The sequence below is a fragment of the Candidatus Woesearchaeota archaeon genome, from assembly GCA_030651375.1.
In the GTDB taxonomy this organism is placed as follows: Archaea; Nanobdellota; Nanobdellia; order Woesearchaeales; family UBA12501; genus JAUSFM01.
Genome location: JAUSFM010000003.1, coordinates 190,242 through 207,874, shown reverse-complemented (window position 1 = coordinate 207,874; position 17,633 = coordinate 190,242). Strand labels below are relative to the sequence as shown.

At 44.7% G+C, this 17,633-nt stretch carries 15 protein-coding genes; 12 read left to right on the top strand and 3 right to left on the bottom strand.

Annotation, left to right across the window (positions count from 1 at the left end; all coding sequences use genetic code 11):
* Nucleotides 1–7 precede the first annotated feature (7 nt).
* The 7 genes from Q7R76_01130 (at nt 8) to Q7R76_01100 (ending at nt 11,359) form a co-directional block, all read left to right on the top strand.
* Nucleotides 8–6,799, top strand: a complete 6,792-nt coding sequence (locus tag Q7R76_01130; GenBank protein ID MDO8642179.1) for an N-acetylmuramoyl-L-alanine amidase — start codon at nt 8–10, stop codon at nt 6,797–6,799.
* Nucleotides 6,800–6,842: 43 nt separating this feature from the next.
* Nucleotides 6,843–8,300: a DUF2779 domain-containing protein gene (locus Q7R76_01125; GenBank protein ID MDO8642178.1), complete on the top strand. Its 1,458-nt coding sequence runs from the start codon at nt 6,843–6,845 to the stop codon at nt 8,298–8,300.
* Between the two features lie 289 nt (nt 8,301–8,589).
* Nucleotides 8,590–8,763 (top strand): hypothetical protein, encoded by a 174-nt coding sequence (locus Q7R76_01120; protein MDO8642177.1) that lies wholly within the window; start codon nt 8,590–8,592, stop codon nt 8,761–8,763.
* Nucleotides 8,760–9,173 (top strand): DUF2283 domain-containing protein, encoded by a 414-nt coding sequence (locus tag Q7R76_01115; protein MDO8642176.1) that lies wholly within the window; start codon nt 8,760–8,762, stop codon nt 9,171–9,173. The genes Q7R76_01120 and Q7R76_01115 overlap by 4 nt, the downstream gene beginning before the upstream one ends.
* Before the next feature lie 175 nt (nt 9,174–9,348).
* Nucleotides 9,349–9,918, top strand: a complete 570-nt coding sequence (locus tag Q7R76_01110; GenBank protein MDO8642175.1) for a nucleotidyltransferase domain-containing protein — start codon at nt 9,349–9,351, stop codon at nt 9,916–9,918.
* The gene (locus Q7R76_01105) at nt 9,908–10,429 is read left to right on the top strand and encodes a hypothetical protein (protein ID MDO8642174.1); all 522 of its coding nucleotides are present in this window, start codon (nt 9,908–9,910) and stop codon (nt 10,427–10,429) included. Before Q7R76_01110 ends, Q7R76_01105 begins: the two co-directional genes overlap by 11 nt.
* Nucleotides 10,430–10,753: 324 nt before the next feature.
* Entirely contained in the window at nt 10,754–11,359 is a 606-nt protein-coding gene (locus Q7R76_01100) for a hypothetical protein (protein ID MDO8642173.1), read from the top strand.
* A gap of 3 nt (nt 11,360–11,362) precedes the next feature.
* Here Q7R76_01100 and Q7R76_01095 read toward each other — a convergent pair whose 3' ends face one another.
* Entirely contained in the window at nt 11,363–11,890 is a 528-nt protein-coding gene (locus Q7R76_01095) for a hypothetical protein (protein ID MDO8642172.1), read from the bottom strand.
* A 116-nt stretch (nt 11,891–12,006) separates the two neighbouring features.
* Between Q7R76_01095 and Q7R76_01090 the strand changes: the two genes are divergently transcribed.
* Together Q7R76_01090 and Q7R76_01085 are read left to right on the top strand one after the other, a co-directional pair.
* On the top strand, nt 12,007–12,216 hold the full coding sequence (locus tag Q7R76_01090; protein MDO8642171.1) for a hypothetical protein: 210 nt from the start codon (nt 12,007–12,009) through the stop codon (nt 12,214–12,216).
* Between the two features lie 174 nt (nt 12,217–12,390).
* Nucleotides 12,391–13,011 (top strand): hypothetical protein, encoded by a 621-nt coding sequence (locus Q7R76_01085; protein ID MDO8642170.1) that lies wholly within the window; start codon nt 12,391–12,393, stop codon nt 13,009–13,011.
* Here Q7R76_01085 and Q7R76_01080 read toward each other — a convergent pair.
* Complete coding sequence (locus tag Q7R76_01080; GenBank protein MDO8642169.1) at nt 13,008–13,256, bottom strand: hypothetical protein; 249 nt, start codon at nt 13,254–13,256, stop codon at nt 13,008–13,010. The two genes, Q7R76_01085 and Q7R76_01080, sit on opposite strands and share 4 nt — an antisense overlap.
* A 210-nt stretch (nt 13,257–13,466) precedes the next feature.
* Here Q7R76_01080 and Q7R76_01075 point away from each other — a divergent pair, with 210 nt between their 5' ends.
* Both Q7R76_01075 and Q7R76_01070 read left to right on the top strand, forming a co-directional pair.
* Nucleotides 13,467–13,829, top strand: a complete 363-nt coding sequence (locus Q7R76_01075) for a nucleotide pyrophosphohydrolase (GenBank protein MDO8642168.1) — start codon at nt 13,467–13,469, stop codon at nt 13,827–13,829.
* Nucleotide 13,830: 1 nt separating this feature from the next.
* Nucleotides 13,831–15,753 carry a DUF2075 domain-containing protein gene (locus tag Q7R76_01070; protein MDO8642167.1) on the top strand — a complete coding sequence of 641 codons (1,923 nt, stop codon included), beginning with the start codon at nt 13,831–13,833 and terminating at the stop codon, nt 15,751–15,753.
* Nucleotides 15,754–16,196: 443 nt separating this feature from the next.
* Here the strand turns inward: Q7R76_01070 and Q7R76_01065 are convergent, their stop codons facing one another.
* Nucleotides 16,197–16,886: an HNH endonuclease gene (locus Q7R76_01065; GenBank protein MDO8642166.1), complete on the bottom strand. Its 690-nt coding sequence runs from the start codon at nt 16,884–16,886 to the stop codon at nt 16,197–16,199.
* A gap of 144 nt (nt 16,887–17,030) precedes the next feature.
* Here Q7R76_01065 and Q7R76_01060 point away from each other — a divergent pair, with 144 nt between their 5' ends.
* Nucleotides 17,031–17,627, top strand: a complete 597-nt coding sequence (locus Q7R76_01060) for a hypothetical protein (GenBank protein ID MDO8642165.1) — start codon at nt 17,031–17,033, stop codon at nt 17,625–17,627.
* The last annotated feature ends 6 nt before the right edge of the window (nt 17,628–17,633 follow it).

Sequence of the window (17,633 nt, the reverse complement as noted above, 5' to 3'; positions counted from 1 at the left end):
AACAACCATGGCTACACAAAAGAGGATGAGCATGAACTTGAGCCTGAAATCAGCGCACACCGTACAGATTATTGCGGCATTTTTCATGTACCTAGTCATTCTCATACCCGTGGTGCACGCGCAGCCAACCTACGAGCACACGCCTCCATCCTCCTCTTCTACCCCTTCAAATGTATCTGATTCATCATCTTCCTCCTCAACTACTTCTGCATACTCCGACACATTGCCAACATCACCCTACGGCGCGAGTGATGCAGAAGGCGCTGGCGGAAACTTTTCATCCGAGCGCGGCGCATACGGCGTGCTGCTAAATCTTGAGCTGCCGAAAAAAACAAACAAGCGCACGCTCACGGTGCAGGGCACCACCAATTCACACACTCGTGTAAAAACGTACCTCAATCCGGCACTCCCGATTACTAACGCGACATCGTATCACACAATCACCATTGCCGACAGCGCAGGAGCATTCGCGCTCACCTTCACGCTCAACGAAGGGCTTTCGCATATCGTCGTTATCGCCGAAGGCCGCGCTGAAGAAATTGTTGATGAAGCAACAAACCAAACCTCAGTGCAGAAAACCATCAAGGAATTCGACGTCACGGTTGATACCGTGGCGCCGGTTGTTTCACTTGATCAGCACATCAGCATTGTTGAAGGTGTGCTGGCGCTGAAAGGAACAACATCAGAAACTATCGTCGCGACCATCACCGTCAGCGGCGCGGTCAGCGAACAGCAGCTGCCTGCCGGAGCATTTGATATTCGTGTTCCCGTTTCTGAAAGCGTTGCGCAGAACATCGGCAAAAAAACAGACGTTCATTTCGTGTTTGCAGACGAAGCAGGCAACACAAAACAGGAATCAAAAACAATTCAAATTCTCGGCCCTGCTCCCCAGCTCTTTTCGCACAACCTCAATGAACTCAACCCGAGCTACACACAAAAAGTCACCGTGCGCGGCAATGCAACGCCCGGCGCGGTTGTGTTTGTGACCGTCAATGATGAAGTGACTCCCAATTCCGCGTGGAGCACAAGCTTGCTCGATCTGGTAAAAAGCCTTTCAGTGCGCGCGGCGCCGCAAAAAGAATATACTGCTGTTGCTGGACCCGACGGCAGATTTTCAATTGATGTGCTCCTCACTCAATTTGTGCAGACCAACCTGACGCAGTACCTGCCCCAGCAACCGCTTGATTCGTCGGCAAACACCTTCGGCAGGCAATACGATGTTGGCAGCACGTTTGAAAATAGGCTGCAGATTTTTGTTGTGGACGATCTTGGAAGAAGTTCCACTTCTGGTCCGGTGTCGGTTGTGTTTGCGAAGTGCGGCAGCGGCGGTTTCTGGGAAGTTGAGCAATCAAAAATTACTCCATCGACCGTCATCCCCGCGCATCTCCGCAACGGCATTGCCCAGCTCGGCTTCAACGTCAAGCTGAAATGGCGCGGCCCCGCAGACCGTGCAACTATTTTGTCGCCGCCTCGTTTCCGCGTACTACATCAGAGCACTGAAGCCCGCCGTGATTATGCATTTGATCCGGAAACACTCGTGCGTCAGCCCGTGCAGGTAACCTGGAGTGATGACTACACCGTCGGCGGCATTGTCGTGAACTTCAACCAGCTTCCCTACCTCCAAAAAAATCTCAGTGACATCAGCGCGAAAAAAGATTTGCTCATAAAAATTCCATTGCAGATGGAAGTGCTGTTTGAATACGAAGACGCCAGCGGCATGGGCACTGGCATACCCGCAACATCAGGAGCGCAGGCGCCACCGGGCACGCAGTATATCTCCGGCGTGTCTGGCCGTCCTTCATATCAAAACTACCAACAACCACTCTCTCCTTCCTCAACATCAGGCGTGTATGGTGGCCGAGCTGGAAAAATTACGCGCACCCAACTCCACTGCACTGACGTCGTCACGACACTCGACCTTGAGCTTGACGAGCGCTGGCTCCCCACATGGCTGCTCAAAGATTCCATCCATTTTTTTGATGATGCAATCAAAACGCTCAACCAGATTTTGCAGTACCTGAAATTTGTCTTGATCGGCACATTTGTAACCTGCCTCGGCAGCTTTGCCGCGTACTACTACAAGCTTGTCATCGAAAAACTGGATTGCACCGGCGTCTACGCCGACGCAGCTGACAGCCCTGAAAAACAGCAATGCATACAGTCGCGCGAGTCACGCAAGGACTACGAACGCTACATGAAATGGATATGCGACCGCGTGTACTGTCCCGCAGCGCCCACACTCGCCGTGCACATCACGCAGGCAAGCATGGCAAAGACACGCGCGCTTCAGTCTGATGGCACCACTAATCCTGCGCACTATGATCTCGGCAGCACCAATGCCGACGCAAAAGAAGCGCAGTGCGGCAATCCCGGCATGAACGAAGGGGTAGTGTACGACGCTGCTGATGAATTGCTTTCCTCTTCATCGTCGTCAATGCTCACTCCGTTTTCTGGAATTCCAACAGTGCCCGGCGCAAGTCCGGAAAAACAATGCGCGCAGGAATACATCAATCAATGGGACAGCGCGTGCTGGTTTACCAACGAGCTTCGGCAATCTGAATGTATCTATGACACTGCAACCAAATCTTCCCGCGCTGCACAAAGCTGCGGCGGGCCCATCGGACAGGCGGTTGAATCCGCTTCAACGATTTGCCAAGAAGAAGTCCGTCCCTTAGTCGGCAGCGTGCGCTACGGCGGCACACTTCCTGCCCGCGATGGCACCATTGAAGTGACTGAAGCAATCAACAGCCAGCCAACACTCAACAAAAAAAGAGTCACCATCCGCGACCGCTGGTTCCGGCTTATTGCAGATGGCCAGTGGGAACTCGGCACATTCTACGCTGACCGGAAAGAGCGAAAAGATCCGGCAACCGGCGAAGTGGTCGGCTACGACCGCGGGCTTGAACAATTTGTTCCTGAATTCCCCCAAAAAATCCTGACACGCGCAGAAGCGGAAAAATACGGACTCGTGCCGCGGGTGAACCGCGACTATGTTGTTGACCCGACGTCCAGCATTGTCAATTCAATCCGGTGCATGTGCCTGCCCGCCATCAACACCTATATTGCACTTATCCAGCGCGTCTTTGTCCAGTTCCGGCAGTGCTTCCAATCCATTTTGTTGACAGGCGAAGGAAGTACCGGCATGTGCCGGCGCGCGTTTTCAGAAACACTGTGCGATTTCCTGATTGAAGCAGTCAAATGTTTTGCCCAGCGCTACGGTGCGGGCTCCGGCGGCGGTGGCGGCGGTCGGCTTCAGGGCATCAGCGGCTTTTTCAAAGCAGTTTCCTCTGCCGGCGAGCACATGCACACGGCGATTTCCGACCGGTATGGAAAATCAAATTTGTACAGTATCCTTAATGAACGCAGCCTGATTCACTCGGCGTGCTTCTACGCATTCACCGGCGATTTCGACCTTGACATCGAAGGTGCCTTGACGGGCATCGGCAGCGTGCCGGTTGCGAGCGAGGGCTTTTTGTATCCAAAACAAACGCGGCGATTCATGACGAGCAATCCCGTGACCGGCAACGCGCGATTTATTTACCATCTCGCCGGCGGACTTGTCGCCGGCTCTGAAATAACCTACGGCGCAGAACTTATCTGCACTGCAAGCCCGACAAACTGCAAACAAATCTACGGCTTTGCCAACAACAAATGCGATTGCGCAGAGATTGGCGAGAAACGCTATCCCATCACCAACTTCATGGGCACCGGCGTGCTTGCAGCCGGCGAATACGGCGACATGGACGCATATGTTCCGGCAGAACTTCCGTATCGCTTTGACCGTGTTCGCTTATACTGGCAGTGGCGGAACAATCAGGGAAATTTCCAGACTGAAGAAAAAATAATCGAAATTCAGCAGATTGGCGATGAGCCGCCGCTTTCCTGCCAGTTCAAACTTTCTGGATACCAATGCGAAATCGCAGCCGGCCAACTCGGGCGCGCAGCGTTCCTGAAACGGCCCCGTCCGGTCAAATCGGTGTTCATGGTTAACGAGCCGATTGACGTCGATGTCGAGCTTGAAAAATACAGCCCGAACAACCGTGCAGGCACTATCCGTCCCGACGTTGCACAGGCACTTTCACTTGCCGGCCAGCAGGTGCCGTACTTCCTGATGTACCAACTGCGCGACCAGAACGGTAATGTCATTCCACTCGAACGGTACGCAGGCAGCACGATTTCAGCACCCACCAGTTCGTCTGCTGCGTCATCTGCCGCGCGCTCCATGGCGGTGCGCGCGATTGTTGAAGATGGCGTTTCCCGGTTCACCATTCCCAGCGTCGTCTTGACTGAAGATATGATCACTCGCGGTATGTACGGCGGCGCCGCAGGATACGCGCGCACTGTTGCGTACACCAATCCAGACTTTGCAGAAGCTGGCGGAAATAAACTTCCCCTGCGCAGTCTTCCGTCGATTGATGTTAGTTACCCTTCACGCGAAAATCTCGCGGTTGGCCTGTTGATGTTCCGGACCAAAGATGCCGCAGGCAGAGACGCGTTCTGCTACAGTGTGCAGCACGCATCGTTGAGCGATGACCTTGCAAAACTCCTTGAAGGAAGCAGAAATTACCAGTTTGAAATTGTGCCGGGTGCTATCCCCTGCACTGACGCAGAACTTTCCGCGTCCGGACTTTCACCGTCGACAACCGCCCTGCTGAAAAATAATATCTACCGCTTCGACAGCGCGCTCGGCACTATTTCGTACCATGGGCTTCGCATCCAGCCAGAGTACGGTTCGGTTCTTCCAGGAAAACTCTACGCTGACGGCATCGCCTTCCTCGCACAACAGCGCGCAGCGGCAACCCAGTGCGACGACATCACAGCACAAAATCCCGTGCACTGGAAATTATCTCTTGAGCTTCGCCCGTGCAAGACCCGATTTGAAAACGACATTCCCGGACCGGACACCTGCATTCCCGGCGACGCGGTCGCGCGGTTCGGCGGCAAGGCGCTCGAATTCACCGGCGCAGACGCGATTGACATTCCAGTTGCATGCAGTAAAGTGACTGCCACCGGCGAATTGCCTGCATGCACATCCAACGCATTCGTGAACCAAGAATGTAATTGTGTGGGTACCTCTACCTCAAGCCGCTGCGGCATTGCGCAAGGGCTCAACTACTGCTCTGCATCCGGTTCGTGCATCGGCTACGAGGCGTGCACCACCACCGACAAAAACAACGGATTGTATGTTGACCCGTCAAACAACCAAAATATTTGCGACTGCAACGGCAAGCTCGGCGGTGCAACCGATATGGAATGCGGATTTGGAAATTTCTGCGTGCCCTGCCCTGCGCCGAATAGCGCGCAGTATGCCTGTGTGTCTGACAAAGACTCCTTTGTGAAAAATCCAGCGCAGGCAGCGACGCTCTGTGCGCAGCGGCCGGCAAGTGTTCCACCAGTTTCTCCGGGGCCATCTGCTCCAGGCACCGGCGCATCAACACCAACCCCCGGAACTATTGGGCCGGTTATTTCAGGGCCATTCACGCCGCAGATCGTGACACTCGGAAGCTATGGTTCTGTCGACTTAAATCCGGCAACTGCCTGCGGACCTGACGATGATTGTGCGTTCCATGCGCGCGCTGACACGGTAGATCGGCCCATACGTTCAAGTAGCAAAATCAGCAGCATCGTTATTCACATCACTGCAGGCAGTTCGTCAGCGTATGACACGTACAAAAATATCTTTTTCAAAGGAGTTAACAGCGATGGAGAAAAAGTAGGTACGCACTTCATCATTGACCGCGATGGATCGATGATCCAAATCGAACAAGAAGATATTATCACGTATCATGCAGGCTGCAGCGCCAATAATCCTGCCTGCGCAAAGCCCGGAATTAACAGTCAAGCCATCGGCATCGACCTCGCGAATTATGCCGGCAACAGTCCCTGTTCTGGATGTATTGATGTGCGCAACCAGCTCAACATGGTGCACGGAAAAGCGTGGAGCTATCCTGGCGGGACCAGATACTGGGAACCATTCCCCGATGCGCAAATGAAAACACTGGCAAAAACCGTTGCCGAAATCATGGTACGCTACGGCATCAGCATTGACCACATCTATTTCCACAGCACCATCGGCAGGCCGCAGTATGTCGACGGCACCTCTGGCTATTCCTGCGAAGGATTTACCGCTGGCCAACCCAACGGCGTGTATGGTGGCCATGAAGATCCCGGGCCACTGTTTGACTGGTGCACATTCAAGGCAACAGTGCTGCAGGCGGTTGAACAGTATGCTGCTGCCTCACCAACTGTCGCTGCTGTCGCATCACCAGAAGAAGCCGGCGCGCAATACGCCGGCAGCTTTGTCGAGCGTGTCAGCAGAATTTGTCCGGGCGGCATAACCGAAGACTGCCTCAACACCAATAAAGACTTTGTCCTTGCGCAAGACGACCAATACCGCGGGCTCTGTACCGCTATCACTTCGTGCACTGACGCGTATGACGCTCAAGTTGACACGCTTCTCGGCACGATTTCTGATGTGCTCCTCGATCTCCGGCTTGAGAAAAAACTTGCGCCACCGGCGGTTACGACGCTCCCGACTGCCGCTGATGGTACTCAACTTGCCCAGCGATTTGCAAACGATATGGAACTTATCTGCCTCAACGGCATCACCGTTGACTGCGTCCAAGCCCATAAACCAGAGGTTGCTGCAAAAGTTTCAGCATACGCCGCCCAATGCAACCACGTTCCTGAATGTGACAACGCGTTTACCCGCGGCATCTACACTGAATTAGGAAACTTGGTTGCCCAACGCGTGGATGAGATCTATGGGGAAGTGACGAGCAGCGCAGGCACGACGTAGAATATGGGAAACCCTTAAATAATCCCTGCCTTCTGTATATTCTATGCGCTTCCTCACCAAATCAAAATATGCAACTGGTCTTGCCTGTCCGCGCCATCTGTGGATGATGTTTCACCAGCCCGAGCGGCTTCCGAAGCACACCGCCGCCACCCAGCTTATTTTTGACCAAGGGCATGAAGTGGGGCATCTCGCTAAAACATTGTTTCCCAGCGGGATTTCGCTTTCTGAAGAATTCGCTCGCAACATCAAGGAAACCGCAGAAGCGCTGAAACAGAGAAAGCCGCTGTTTGAAGCCGGTCTTGTTGCGGGAAATCTCTACGCGCGCGCTGACATTCTTGTTCCCGTGGAAAACAACCAGTGGGACATTGTTGAAGTGAAAAGTTCCAGCTCGGTAAAGGATGAGCACATTGAGGATGTTTCCTTTCAGAAATATTGTTACACCCAAGCGGGCATTGCCATACGAAAATGCTTTCTGATGCACGTCAACAAAGACTATGTGAAACACGGTGCCATCAATCCTGCGGAACTGCTTGTGCAGGAAGAAATCACCGCGCAGGTCGATCTTTGTTTACCGAGTGTGCCCGGCAAAGTGGAGGCGCTTCTTGCAATCATCAACAGTCCAACGCCGCCGGAAACAACCATCGGCAACGGCTGTGAAAATGGCCACGACTGCGTGTGTGAAGAGTGCTGGAATTTCCTGCCGGAACACAACGTGTTTAATTTATACCGAGGCGGCAAGGCGTCGCACGAGCTTTTCAAAGCCAACATTCTATCGCTCATGGATGTGCCGGCCGGCACCAAGCTCAACGCCAAGCAGAAGATTCAAATTGACTGCATCCAATCGAATAAACCCCACATAGACACGAAACAATTAAAATCATTCCTTGCCCAACTAAAAGAACCACTGTATTACTTTGACTTTGAGACATTCAGCACTGCTGTGCCGTTGTACGATGGCACGTCGCCGTACCAGGCGATACCCTTCCAGTTTTCTGTGCACGTCGTGGCCAACGGAAAAACAAGCCATCACTCATTCCTTGCTGATGGCCGAGAGGATCCGCGGCCACTGCTTCTGAAAAAACTGAAACAAGCGCTGGGCAGCGCCGGAAGCATTGTTGTGTACAATCAATCCTTTGAAAAAGGAGTGCTGAACAAACTCGCCGAGGCGTTCCCTGAATATTCCACATGGGTTGGGTCAGTCATCAGCCGCATTGTTGACCTCTACGCACCATTTAGCGGCTTTCATTACTACCATCCCAACCAGAAAGGAAGTGCATCCATCAAGGCAGTTATGCCGGTACTCATCGGCAAGGGATATGATGATTTCGAAATTGGCAAAGGCGACGATGCGAGCGCCGCGTTCTTCATCATGACATTCAAGGGGATGAGCGACGAGGAAAAACGGAAAACCCGCAAATATCTTGAAACGTACTGCGCTCGCGATACCGAAGGCATGATATGGATCGTGGAGAAGATACGGGAGATGGTGGGAAAGGACTAAAACAACTGGACAGGCCAATTCTGCATTAAAACAGCAAACAGCAAGCTATAAGCCGCAAACGCATACCCACTGGACACTGGACAGATGCGCGTGAGGTATATAAACCTGTTTTGATTAAATCACTAATGTGAAATATGTGAAATTTTATACTACACGACCGATACAAGAGATTGAAAGCAAGGATTTTAAATTGCTCGTACATAATCACCCTGTTATCGTTTCGCCTCATGCGTTCGACCATCTGTCAGAGGCCCTAAGAAAAGTTTTTAAAGAAGAAGAGCTTACCTTTATGGTAGTCCGAGAAAATCCAAGAAAAGTATATATCCAAGAAAATGGCCGTTACGCAGCGTATTACCGCCGAAATGATGGCTATCGAAAGCTCATCCTTGAAAAAGAAAAAAACAAAATCGTTATTGTGTCCTTTATGGACACCGTTGAAATTCCTCATTTCACACTCCCATGAAAACCAACAAACACCTTGACGCGAAAGATGAAGGAGAGATTATATACGATTATGCACATGATATTCTCACCTTCAAAATAAAAAATCGGAACTATAAGCAATCCGTTGAATTCCACAACTTTGTCGCGGATATTGACGACCTCGGCTTTGTCACCGGCGTACGGATATTTGATGCCTCACGCATTTTCGGCGTCGTCAAATACACCCTCAAAAATATCATCCATTGCGATTTCAAAGCGCGCCTTGAAAAGAATGCGCTCACGATCCAGCTCAAATTCGTTGGAAAAGCGAGGAATAAGCTCATATCCTTGCTTCCCCATACAGAAAACTTCACCCAGCAAATAACAACCGCCGTCAGCGACCGCTACGGCCTTGCTGATTCGTATACTGAATGTGCGGCTGAAGCGTGAAGAGAACGAGTTGGGCGGGGATGAATTATTTGCCACTCCTAAATATGTTTTCAGTTGACTACAATCTGTAGCCGACTCATTTCCTCCTTTTTGGCCATGCATTTCACCACTTTTAACTGTTTCAGTACCGAAACATTTAAATATATGGTTACAAACCATACTAGTATGGTTAACAATGGATAATGAAAAACTGAACATCCTCCGCCTGCTTATAGAGCATCAAGAGCTCAATTTGAGTATCCGGCAGATTGCTCTCAAACGAAAAATAAACTACAAATCAGCGTATGGTGCCGTGCAAAAACTGCAGGGCGAAGGGGTTATCAGCGCCGTGCGGCACGGAAACACCATCATCTGTTCTTTTAACCGAAACTTCAATGCTTCTGTTTTTACGGTAGAACACCACCGGCTGCAGGAATTAACGCGCAATAAGAACTTTAACGTACTGTACTCCCGCTTCAGAGGAATAAACCAACAGTTTATTTTACTCCTCTTTGGCTCTCATGCGAAAAAAAAGCAAACAACCCATTCTGATATTGACTTGCTTCTCATCACCGACCGGCCAGAACAGATAGAAGAACAAGCTAATCTCCTTCCTTTACCTATTCATCTCACGTCCATTACGTATGCTGATTTCCAGACAATGCTCAAGTCTACAGAATTTACCGTTGTTTCAGAAGCAATAAAAAACAACATTATTCTGTTCGGAATAGAAGACTATTACCGGATGATCGCGAATGCTCGATGAACCAAGAATTAAGGAAGCTGAAAAAAATGTCCGTGCATACATTGAAGACGGGCTCCTAAAAAAGCAATCCTTTCAGGAACCTATTTATACCATCTTGCGCCGAAATGCCAAGGATAGCCTTGAGATTGCTGGTTTCCTGCTTCAAAACAAGAAATCTGATTTGTGGATTATTGTTACGTCCTACTATGCGATGTACTATAGTGCCAATGCTGTCCTCTACAAACTCGGATACAAAATAGGGGAAAAGATATCCCACAAAATAACTGCCGATGCCCTCATTGTCTTTGTCAGAAACAAACTGAAAAAATCACTGCTTGAAGAATATGAAAAAGCCCAACAGGAGGCGCTCGCCGGCATAAAAACAGACGCTTTGATTGAGACTTTTGACTTTGAAAGGAAGAAGAGAAGCGATGTCCAATACGAAATGAAAGAAGCTGAACTCCATGGCAAGGCAACCACTTCCCTGAACAGAGCGAAAGAATTCATGCTCGAGATGGAGAAATTACTTTAAGGGCGCAGGCAGCGCCTGAACTCGTGGGCTTCAGCCAGCGGTAGTTCACCCATACCTCTTTCTGCATGCCACCTCATAGCATGTGGCACTGCACACCCGGTCATCATCTAATCACAATGCTCCTAATGTGCCCTGAATATTTTTCTGGAGGTGTGGAATGGTTGCGTGATGGCACATCCAACCACTGGACAAGACAGGATGGGTAATTTAAAGGTTGTGACGGGATTATCTCCTTATTTAAATCACTGTTAATCAACCTCCTTTTCAGTGACAAGAAACTTTTTTATACTCTTCCCCTGTCGGAACTTTATGGGGGTGTGCAGCATGAGTATATTAAAAAACAAAATTGAAAATTTTTTGTATACTACTTTTTATCCCTTTGATTCTTCTCCTATCAATAACTTAACAGAATTTGACGAACTGAATATTAACTGGGATAAAGTCATCACCTTCGCCAAGAATGGCGTATCAAACCCCTGTACTGTCTGTGGAAAAAAGGGTGCACAATTCGAATTCTCTTTTTATAAACAAAATCTTCTCAATTCATCAGCTATCAGTACAGGTGAACGCGTCTGCTCTTTCGATTGTATTCGCAAGATTTCCTCTCCTCAAATCAAGAAACTAAACGCCTCAAAGTACCCCGATATCAATACTCGCATCGGCACGTTTCTCGGTGTTCGCCTCACCACCAAAGAAAAGAAAAAACTTACTCCTGCATTGCTTCAATCTTGCTTTGAAGGCGTATGCCTAAAAAAGAAAAAAAGTATATCATGCGCAAATTGCAAAGCTGACGCACAAAAACTATATCTCTTTTATATGTTTAGGTGTAACGAAAGAACTTGGAAGGGTCGCCAAGTTTATTTCTGCTCCAAAAAATGCGCGCTGACCCATTTCAAGAATAAAATACTCAATCAAAAGGACTATGCGTGATGTTCATAAAGGTGGATGTTGATGTGATGGGGTGGAGATGCTCTGTTGCTCATTAATCTTTTTGATTATATCAAAAAGCTGTTTTATCCTCTTATTTCCTGAAGAATCCCTCAGATCTGATGATTGAATATCTTTTATCACATCTTTAATGTTGATCGGTTTAATACCTTTTTCGCGTAGTATATCCAACTGCTTCGGTTCGTCCATTATTGCATGGATAAACCATCTCTCTTTCGGTTCCTGACCAGACAAAGCAAGAATTTTTCCCTTGACTTCTTTATTAAAGAATTTCTTTTCTGCAAAATTTATTGCTGCTTGTTCATAACCAATTTTTTCGTGATTCTTTGTTCCCACAATATCACTAGGATTTGATGAACAGGAAACTTCAATGTGAATAATTCCATTCTTTCCCAATTTTGTTGCTAAAACATCAATCTCTTGGTTATGACCATACCTAATATTGTTCATCATAAAATATCCGTTAGTTTGTAACCAAGTTGCAACAATATCTTCGAAGATGTCAAGCCCCATTTCGATCATAAAACCTATGAGGTTTATAACTGTTGTGGCGTTGTCGGCATAATATCGTGATATGCGTAAGATATATAACCATCACATAATCAATGAGCGAAGCTTGAGGTGGTAGCATGGTTAAACTAACGCAAAAACAACAAATTCTCGCCGACGTTGATGATGAATTATTCTTACTCAAACAGAGAATTCAGTTAAAACACGGTCTAACCTGGGCAAAGGCGCGTAATGCGGTCAACGAATCAATCGCACGGCTCTGCTGCGACTGCTGGCATGAAAGAAAGATGTATGGCTGTGGGACAAAGGTAAGAGGGTGGGGGAAGTGAGGTGTGTGGGCGATTGCGGCGAACGTGTGCAGTGTGGTGGACAGGGGGATGGATAAATATTGTGATTAATAGGAAAGATAAAAGTGTGTGGAACAGTATGGAAAAGGTGAGTTTTAAACACAATCTTTAAATAGTTTAATCATTTTTTGTATCATAAAGGGGTGGTCCAGGGGAGTGGGCAATCCCTTGGCTGCTTCTGATTTAATACTAAAGGGGCAATTTATGACAACAAATCAAAAAACAGAAAGTACCTATTATGTCCTTTCAGGCCAGCTTTCAATCAAGGGTATTGTAAAAAATGGTTTAGACTCAAGTACCCTTATAAACATTATTGTTGCTTTTGCAGGAGATTTTAACCAGTTTAAGAAAGGGCATTTTGCTTTTCCTCCAAACTTATTTTATTATCATGAAATCTCAGTTTCTGAGGTCATTGGTGTCCTGATTAACCAGTATCATTTTACAAAAATAGAAGCAAAAGAAGCTTGGCAAAACCTATGCAACACCTTTCTTCTTGAAAAAATCACTCGTGAATCTGATAATCTTCTAGAACAACATGTGCAAACTTATAATCAGCGTGTAGTTGAAAAAACACAAAATCAGCGTTTTCATATCGGTCCGAACGATGTGATAATAATCGCAGGCTTTCTTGCTGAAGGTATAACCATCGTTCACTCAGGAGACACAGGATTTTTAAAGACGTGTGAAGAGTTAGGTTTAAATATCATTCCACTTGCTAAATCTGATAGAATAAAAGAAACCGAAATTAAACAATGGATGATGAAGAGAAAATTCTAATCTACTAATTTTAAATATCTTTGATAGCTCTCTCTATCATCGAGTGATATTTTATTCTTATTTCTGAATTCTCTTATTCCCTCAAGTGTCTTTTTATTAATCTCTTCAGAAACAGATAAGTCATAAAACCTTCTAAACCTAAACGTTTCCAATAATCTTTTAGAAACTTCCATAACTTGGCTCAGAGCCTTATCTTCAAACTCTTGAAATCTCTTTGTTTCTTGCATAAATTCGGTTTTCATCATAGGAGACACGCTATCACTTTTATCTATCACTCTAAAAGAATCTTATTTAGTATTTCACCTCTTCTACATTCATTCTTAATTTATTATACTACTCTCGGTGGTATTTATATCTTGTCATTTTGTCAATCTAGTCTTTATAAATCAGCAGATAATCTAGGCTTTGGAAGCGTGACAAGTTTTATAAACCTCTCTTTTAATCTAACTACTCTTATGGACCACAAAACCAATATTAATGAATTAAAAGAAAAAGTTAAAACGTTTTGTGATGAACGAGATTGGGATCAATATCATAATGCTAAGGACTTAGCAATAGGAATCATAACTGAAGCCAGTGAACTACTGGAACATTTTAGGTTTAAATCCGAAAAAGAAGTTGAAAGTATGTTTCATGATTTAAACAAACGAAAGGAAATAACCGAAGAAATGGCTGATGTATTCTACTTTTTGCTCAGATTGGCACAACGATATGATATAGATCTTACTACTGAGTTTGATCACAAAATGAAGAAAAATGAGCAAAAATATCCAGTTGAGACAGTGAAAGGTTTAAACAAAAAATATACGGAGTATTAATATGCTAAACAGAGAACTACTTTATGATGCACCTCAACAAGAGTTCTTTAAAGACGTAGTACTAAACAAATTCACAGATAAGATGGAAAACGAGTTTTTGAGATTGTATGGTCGAAAACCCGGCGATTCTGAACGTAGATCGTGGAGGGAAAGTGGAAAAGAGATCAAAAACATTCTTGAATTAAGTGAATTGCAGGATATTTATCTTTCTTTTGAGTATCAAGTTCCTTATACGCAAAAAAGAATTGATTGTTTATTGTTTGGAAAAAATGAAGAAGGAAGAGGGATGATCATCCATATTGAGATGAAACAATGGGAATCAGTTGAAGCGCTTTCTGCAGAAGGAAACTTTGTGGAAACTTATACTGGGGGCGACAAAAGAAAAGTTGCACACCCTTCGCAACAGGTTCAGGGTTATCATAATTATCTGATCGGGTTTGTAGAAATATTTGAAGAAAGTGATACTTGTCTTGTTGGGTGTGTCTATTGTCCAAACTACAACTTTGAGGGAATGGAAGGTTTATTTGACCCCCGATATAAAGAACTCATAGCAAAGTTTCCAATTTACACGAAAAGTGACATCGAGATACTAGCAGCTAGACTAAAATTTTTACTTAGTAAAAAAGACGGATTTGATATTTTTAACAAATTTATGGAATCTCCTAAAAGACCTTCAAGAAAACTTTTAGATAATGCTTCAAACGTTATAAAAAATGAATCTGATTTTAATCTGCTTGATGATCAAATTTATGCAAGAAATCTTATCATCGACAAAGTAAAAAAAGCAGAACATAACCAAGAAAACAGTGCAATAATAGTGAAAGGTGCACCCGGAACTGGAAAGACAGTGATTGCACTGCATATTTTAGCTGAATTTGCAGCAAATAAAGAAAAGAAATATAAGATTTTTTTTGCATCTAGATCTAAACCTTTGATTGAAGCAATCAAATATAAGATGGAACATGGGCAAAAAGTGGGGGACATTAATGCAAAAGTTTTATTTACTAACTTAAATCCTTTTGTTCCTGCTCGAATTAATGAAAACGAACTAGATATTTTGATTGTTGACGAAGCTCATAGAATTGGTGAAAAATCAGATCATCGTTTTACCAAAAAAGAGTACAGAACAAATATGCCGCAGATAGAACAACTGATTAGGTGTGCGAAAACATCGATCTTTTTTATTGATGACCGGCAAGTTATTAGGGGTGCGGAAGTTGGAAACACTAACCTGATTAGAGAATCAGCAAAAAAACTTGGGAAAAGAATCGAAGAAACAGAGTTGTTATCTCAATTCAGGTGCAATGGTTCTGACAACTATTTGGATTGGCTCGAATCTGTTCTTGGTCATACTTCAACAAAACTGATTTTAACAAAAGAAGATAACTTCGATTTTCAAATATTTAATTCTCCTAAACTTCTTTATCAAACTATAACTGAAAAAAATTCTCAAAAAGGAGTCACTGCAAGACTTGTTGCAGGTTATTGTTGGCCGTGGTCAACAGAACTTGATCAAACTGGGAATCTGGTAAGGGATGTAAAAATTGAAGATTTTAGTTTGCCTTGGGAGACACATGGGAATATCAAGCCACCACAAGGGTATGTGCCTTGGTATGAATGGGCATACAAACCTGAGGGAATAAAACAGGTTGGTTGTATCTATACCGTTCAGGGATTTGAATTTGATTATGTTGGAGTAATTGTTGGTCCTGATCTTAAATATGATTCTAAAAATAAGTGCCTAATCACCGATATTGGGGGAACTAAAGACCCAATGTTGAAAAAAAAGAAGGATAGACTTAAATTTGATGAATATGTAAAAAACATTTATAGGGTATTGATGTCAAGGGGAATTAAAGGATGTTATGTCTATTTTGTAGATAAAGAAGTAGAAAACTATTTTAGATCAAGGATGAAAATTTAAATTCCCTTTAATAGCTCCTCTTAATTTTTTTGATATTGGGCAATCCTCTCCAACTGATCATTCAAAAAGTTGATATATCTCGAGACCATTTTTCCCCCTTTAACTGAATAAAAATCAACAAATTCCATCTTTGTTTTTGTTATTTTCCTAAACTGTCTAAGTCGTAGATCGACTGTATAACCCTCAAACTGGGGCAATGCATTTTTTGCCATTGTTCCGCTCCGCGCAGCGGGTTTCAAGAATATCAGATACTCTGCTTAATAAGCCTTGCTGTGAAAAAACCGGAAGATTTTCGGCGCCACCGGAAAAACATCCGGTTGTTTCGGAATATTTCCGAAAAAACACTGAAATTCCGGAAATATTCCGGTTTTGCCGGAACACGATCTTTTTGACGAGGAAAAAAGGCCGAGAAAAAATGAGGAAGAATGAAATAAAACAACCTCTTATTCTATCTTATCATGCTTTTTCAAATTACATTTAGCACACAAAATTCTGACATTTTTTTCAGTTATACTACTTCCCCCTTTAGAAAATGGCACATCATGGTCATAATGTAAGTTCTTGGTCGAACCACAAAGAACACAGTTACCTTTGTCTCTTTTCCAAACGGCTACTTTAACTTGTGTTGGTATAAGTCTATTATGTTCATCATCATCTTTTCCTTTTGGAATATCAATATTTTCATCAATCGGTTTGAGTATAAACTTTAAAACTTTTCTATCATTTGAAATTCTTGTCTCATAATCAATTAAAGAAAATAATCCTTTTTCTGACCAAATCCCCGAATTTAACTTTTCAAAAACCAGTATTTTTTCTGGAGGAATCAATCCTTTTTTATGATTTTCTACTGCTTTCACAAATTTGCCATTTTCTGTCAATGTTCCATTATCTGTCCATCTAGGTTGATCAATCTTCTTTGGTTCAGGATTTTGTTTTGATTTTTGAACGTCATGGCCTTCATAAATCAATAAATTTTTCCCAATGTCTATCTCATCATCATATGGGGCACCAGGTCTGACTGACATTAAAATAACAGAAATGCCTTTTTTTATATGAAAATTCATCCCTCTTTGAATGGTATTCACTTGAATCTTGTTACACATTTCACGATAAGATAAAATTTCATCTTTCATAGTATCATCTATTTATAAGAAATTAATAAATGTTTCTAACATGGACGTGCTGAGTAATATTGCACCTAACCTACAATCAAACAAACCCCCATATCCTCCCTATCCGCAAGTCTTATAAACCCCCTTGCTTTATAAACCCTTAAAATGAGCTTAACAGACGTTACTCGCCGTGAGTTTTTGCGCCTTAGCGCAGCTTTGGCAGCCGGCGCCGCAGTCTTTGGCGCATCCAGTGTTGCTGCGGCACGTCCGCTTGAAGAGTTGACACCTACCAATTTCTCTCAAAAAGTTTATCACAATCCAAAGCCGGTTGTTGTTCTATTTTACGAAGCAGACACAGATTTGAAAAATGATGGGACACTTGAATATTCACACCGTATGGAACAAGTTGTTGAGACATTGGCTGATAAATATCAAGGGCAGGTTGCGTTTTTCAGGGTGGCGATTGATCATAACACTTTGAACAGTTCAGAATATGAAAAAGCTTTTGGCGTTCCTGATTCTTCACCCTTGACAGTTATGTACGGAAGATTTGATGTATTAACCGGACAAAGATCAGTGCATAATTTTAAGATTGATGTGAGTAAAGGCGGTCCGGTACGTGACGATCAAATATCTCCTGCAATCGATACTCTTAACTATTGGATCCAACAAAATTTATTCCGTCGCAGTCCCGATGGAGACAGTAAACTTTATAGGTATGAAGGCACTTTAAATATACATGAAGTTGGCGAGTTACGTTAAAAGGGG